The organism is Microbacterium sp. (assembly GCF_039812165.1).
Taxonomy (GTDB): domain Bacteria; phylum Actinomycetota; class Actinomycetes; order Actinomycetales; family Microbacteriaceae; genus Microbacterium.
This window is the reverse complement of the sequence record NZ_JBDIAB010000235.1, coordinates 1-4,049: the sequence shown is the minus strand read 5'-3', so window position 1 is coordinate 4,049 and position 4,049 is coordinate 1. Positions and strand designations below refer to the sequence as shown.

Sequence of the window (4,049 nt, the reverse complement as noted above, 5' to 3'; positions counted from 1 at the left end):
CGTGCCCCGGTCGCCGCGCGCGCCTCCGTGCGAGCCGCCGCCGGCATCCGACCCCCGGCCGCCGCGCGGCCTGCCGCCCGAGCCGGCGCTCAGCACGAGCAGGCCCACCGCGATCGCGACGAGTCCGGCGATCGAGACCGGCGACAGCTGCTCGTGCAGCACGAGGATGCCGAGGAGCGTCGCCGACAGGGGCTCGGCGAGCGTCAGCGTGGCCACCGTGGTCGCCTGCAGACGCGCCAGACCCCACGCGAACAGCAGGTACGCCACCGCGGTCGTGACGACGCCGAGCCACAGGGCCAGCGCCAGTCCCTCGGGCGTCGCGAGCCACGCGGCGCCCGAGACGAGCAGGAGCGGCACGCTGAGCACGGCGGCGACCCCGAACATCGAGCCCATGGTGTCGCGCGGACTCCAGCCGCGGTCGAGCAGCTCCTTGCCGACGAGCGTGTACAGGGCGTACGAGGCGCCCGCGCCGACCGAGGTGAGGATGCCCAGCGGCGTGACGGCGCTCTGCGTCGGGTCGGCCGCGACGCCGGTGCCGACGAGGCCCGAGACCAGCACGACGCCCGTCACCGCGATCGCCGTCGCGACCGCCCAGCGCGCGCCGGGGAGCCGGCGCCGGACGATCGCGTCGAGGACGCCGGTGAGGATCGGCGCCGACCCCAGCGCGACGACCGTGCCGATCGCGACGCCGTTGACGCGCGTGCCCAGGAAGAACGCCGGCTGATACCCGAGCACGCCGACGACGCCGATCGCGACCACGAGCCACGACGGCACGCGCGAGGTCGTCGCGGCCCGCGCGGGCCGGCTCCGCACCCGACCGAGCAGCGCGAGCAGGCCCAGGATGCCGCCGCCCACGAGCAGCCGCGACGCCCCGACCGCGATCGGCGAGGCGTCGACGGCCGCGAGGCTCTGCGCGGTGCCGGTCGTCGAGAAGCACAGCGCCGCGAGCAGGACGGCGGCGAGAGGAAGCACCGGACTATTGTTACACAATGTTCCCCGGCATCGCCCGGCAGTCGACGGCCGCGGCGAGCCCATAGGCTGTGTCGGTGCACACCGAGCCGAGAGCGACCGCCGCCGCACGGGGCGCCGCGGTGAGCATGGCGCTCATCGTGACGCTCGCGATCCAGTCCGCGGTGCCGCCGTTCGCGACCGACACCTACACGCCGGCGTTCCCGCACGTGACCGCCGACCTCGGCACCACGGCATCCGCCGTCGGTCTCACCCTGACGCTGTTCTTCCTGGGCTTCGGCGGCGGCCAGCTCGTCGGCGGACCGCTGTCGGACCGGTACGGACGGCGGATGCCGATGATCGTCGGCGGCATCGTCTGCACGCTCGGCGGCATCGGCTGCGCGCTCGCCCCCTCGATCGAGGTGCTCGTCGCGATGCGGCTCGTGCAGGGCGTCGGCGGCGGCATCGCGGCGACCGTCGCGCGTGCGGTGGTGATCGACGTCGCCCGCGGCGAGCAGCTGGCCCGCGTGATGTCGCTCCTCATGGCCCTCGGCGGCCTCGCCCCGGCGATCGCGCCCGTCATCGGCGGGCTCGTGCTCACCTTCGGCGGCACGTGGCACCTGATCTTCTGGATCCTCGCCGCGTTCGGGGTCGTCATGACGGTCACGGCCGCCCTCTACGTGCCCGAGACGCTGCCGGTGGAGCGGCGCCACCGCGGCGAGCTCGCGACGATCGTGCACGGGTTCCGCTCGGTGCTGCGCGAGCGCTCGTTCGTCGCGTACGTGCTGATCTCGACCGCGTCGCTGTTCGCGATGCTCGCCTACATCGCCAACTCGTCGTACGTGCTGCAGGAGATGAAGGGCGTCGCGCCGCTGCCGTTCTCGCTCTTCTTCGCCTCCACGGCGCTCGCCCAGGCCGGGCTCACCGTCGTGAACGCGAGGCTCATCGGCCGCTTCCGGCCCCGTCAGCTCATCGCCGCCGGTCTCAGCCTGTCGGCGGGTGCCGTGGTGCTCATCGCGCTCTCGGTGTTCGCATGGGACACCGCGCTCGTGCCGGTCTGCATCGGCTTCTTCGTCCTGATGGCCGCGCAGGCGTTCGTGTTCGGCAACGCGGCGGCGCTCGCCGCCGACGGCGTGCACGAGCACGCGGGCTCCGCGTCGGGCATCCAGGGCATCGCCCAGTCGCTCGGCATCGCGATCTCCGCGCCGCTGGCGACCTCGGGCGGCGGCCACACCGCCGTGCCGATGGTGCTCGTCATGATCGTCGGCATGGCCGGTGCCGGCGTGAGCTTCGTGCTGGCCCGCCCGTCGCGCCTGGCCCGCGCCGTGCGCTGACGCCGCGCCGCCCGTACCGTGGAGGACATGAGCGCGGCATCGTCCTATCCGGCGACGATCGCCGCGCCGGTCGAGCACGAGATCGTGATCAAGAGGTCCCGGTTCATCGCGCACGTCGAGCCGGTGGCATCCGTCGACGAGGCCGACGCCGTCATCGCCCGCATCCGCAAGCAGGCATGGGATGCCGGACACAACTGCACCGCGATGGTCACCGGCCTGCGCGGCGACCAGGCCCGCTCGTCCGACGACGGCGAGCCGTCGGGGACGGCCGGCATGCCGATGCTCGAGGTGCTCCGCCGCCGCGAGCTGACCGACCTCGTCGCGGTCGTGACGCGCTACTGGGGAGGCACCAAGCTCGGGGCCGGCGGCCTCGTGCGCGCGTACTCCTCGGCGGTGTCGGAGGCGCTCGACCTGGCCGCGCTCGTGCGCCGCGCCTCGCTGACGCGCGTGACCCTCGAGGTGCCGCACGCCGACGCGGGCCGCTACGACAACCTGCTGCGCGAGTGGACCGCCCGCCACGGCGCGACGCTCGGCGACACGATCTACGAGGCCGCGGCGACGCTCGAGCTCTGGGTGCCCGCCGACGGGCTCGACCGACTGCACGACGACGTCGCCGCGGCGTCGGCCGGTGCGCTCACGCCGCACGTGGGCGGCGAGCGCATCGTCGACGTCCCCGCGTAGAGGCGCCCGCGTGGGCCGTTCCCGACGGCCTCGGGATCGTGCGGAGGCCGAGGGCGGCGACATGCCCGTCGAGGAACCGGCCATCCATGACCCCTCGAACGCGAAACCCGGCGACGGTCGCGCCCGCCGCGCCGCCGAGCGGGTACCGTCGTTCTGAGCACCGACCCGGGTGCCGCATCGTGACGAGCGGCCGGCGGCACGGGCACGCCGACCACGGACACGGAGACCAGAGCATCCCATGACGACGACGTCCGAATCCCGCCGCGCGACGGTTCCCCCGGAGATCTCCCGATCGTGGCTGCTCGTGTCGGCCCGCGACGCCGAGCGCTTCGACGTCGTCGCCCGCTCGCACGCCGACCAGGTGATCCTCGATCTCGAGGACGGCGTCGACCCGCGGCACAAGGACGCCGCGCGCGAGAACGTGCTGGCCTGGTTCGAGCGCGGCGGCCGGGCGTGGGTGCGCATCAACGATCGCGCCTCGGACTTCTGGAGCGACGACGTCGACCGGCTGCGCGGCAACGAGGGACTCCTCGGCGTCATGCTCGCCAAGAGCGAGTCGGCCGAGCACGTCACCGAGACGTACGACCGCCTGGGCGGCACCACGCGCGTGATCGCGCTCATCGAGTCGGCGCTCGGCATCGAATGCGCGGTGGCGATCGCGCAGGCGCGCGGCGTCTTCCGGCTCGCCTTCGGCAGCGGCGACTACCGCCGCGACACCGGCACCGCGGCGACCGACCTCGCGATGGCCTACCCGCGCAGCCGCCTCGTCGTCGCGAGCACGATCGCGGGGCTGCCGGGCCCGGTCGACGGGCCGACCGTCAGCTCGAGCCACCCGGTGCTGCGCGAGCAGTCCGCCACGGCGGTCGCGCTCGGCCTCACCGGCAAGCTGTGCGTCGACGTCGAGCAGCTCCCGGTCATCAACGAGTGCATCAGCCCGACGAGCTCCGACGTCACGTGGGCGCGCGACTTCCTCGCCGACTTCGACGCGCGCGGGCGCGTCGTGCGCGACGGCAGCGACCTGCCGCGCCTCGGCCGCGCGCAGAAGATCGACACCCTCGCCCGGGCCTTCGGCATCCGGCCCCTGGC

General features: G+C 74.2%; 4 protein-coding genes. 3 read left to right on the top strand and 1 reads right to left on the bottom strand.

Going from position 1 to position 4,049, the window contains the following annotated elements:
* Nucleotides 1-972 (bottom strand): EamA family transporter (locus WML84_RS13445; protein WP_347346646.1); only part of this gene is annotated, 972 nt, incomplete at its 3' end.
* A 74-nt stretch (nt 973-1,046) separates the two neighbouring features.
* Here WML84_RS13445 and WML84_RS13440 point away from each other — a divergent pair.
* From WML84_RS13440 to WML84_RS13430, 3 genes are all read left to right on the top strand, one after another.
* A complete protein-coding gene (locus tag WML84_RS13440; RefSeq protein ID WP_347346645.1) occupies nt 1,047-2,282 on the top strand; it encodes a multidrug effflux MFS transporter in 1,236 nt (411 codons plus the stop codon).
* Nucleotides 2,283-2,309: 27 nt separating this feature from the next.
* Nucleotides 2,310-2,963, top strand: coding sequence for a YigZ family protein (locus WML84_RS13435; RefSeq protein ID WP_347346644.1), 654 nt, complete (start codon nt 2,310-2,312; stop codon nt 2,961-2,963).
* 238 nt (nt 2,964-3,201) lie between these two features.
* A partial coding sequence (locus WML84_RS13430) for a CoA ester lyase (protein ID WP_347346643.1) occupies nt 3,202-4,049 on the top strand: 848 nt, incomplete at its 3' end.